The following is an 855-nucleotide window of genomic DNA, read 5'->3' as shown; positions in this document are numbered from 1 at the left end:
GGCTTTATCTTGGTGTTGGGTATTTTGGTGGATGATGCCGTGGTGGTGGGTGAAGCGATCCACGACAAACGCTCATCGCCCACAACCGGAAAGCCAGTCGATCCTAAACTTGCGGCATGGCAAGGGGTTCATTCGGTCTCAATTGCGACCGTATTTGGTGTCCTCACTACAATCGCCGCGTTCTCGCCAATGCTGTGGATTAACAATGAACTGGCTAAGGTGCTAGCAGGCTTCTCTGCGGTCGTGATCTTTGCTTTGCTGTTTTCGCTGGTGGAGAGCAAGTTCATTCTGCCGTCGCATCTCGCTCAGATCGACTCTAAGCCGCGTCGAAACATCATCACCCGAATACAGGGTAAGGCGCAGCAGGCATTGCAGGCGTTCAATCTACGTATCTATAAGCCCGTTCTTGAGCATGCCTTGAACTATAAGTTTGCGTCACTACTGGGTTTTGTCGCGATGATCACCTTGGCTTATGGCATGTGGTCAAATGGCGCGATCCGCAGTGCACTGTTTCCAGAGATCCCCGGGCGTTACGTGACAGCAAAAATCGAACTGGAAGATGGAGCACCATTGCCGCTGCAGCAACAGGCGCTCTCTCAAGTAGAATCAGCAATGGCCAAGGTTGAGCAGAGCTTGATGGACGATTACCCACTCAGCGAAGCCCCTGTAGTTAACCTACTCGCATGGTCAGACGGCTTTGGTGAGATTGAAGTGACCGCAGAGCTTACGACGTAGTCACTCAGTACCTTACCAAGCAATTTATTGATAAACCGTTGGCGTGACACCACAGGAGCGGTGGAAGGCGCGTATTCGACGCAATTTAGTGCAGCAGAAGAGCCCGCAGGTGGTACCTTC

General features: G+C 52.2%; 1 pseudogene. It reads left to right on the top strand.

The window, feature by feature from the left end:
* Positions 1-855: pseudogene (locus tag KIV40_RS30360) on the top strand (efflux RND transporter permease subunit); the annotation flags it as partial.

The organism is Vibrio sp. D173a, assembly GCF_030248475.1.
Note: the sequence above shows the minus strand (reverse complement) of the source record. Positions and strands in the feature narration are given on the sequence as shown.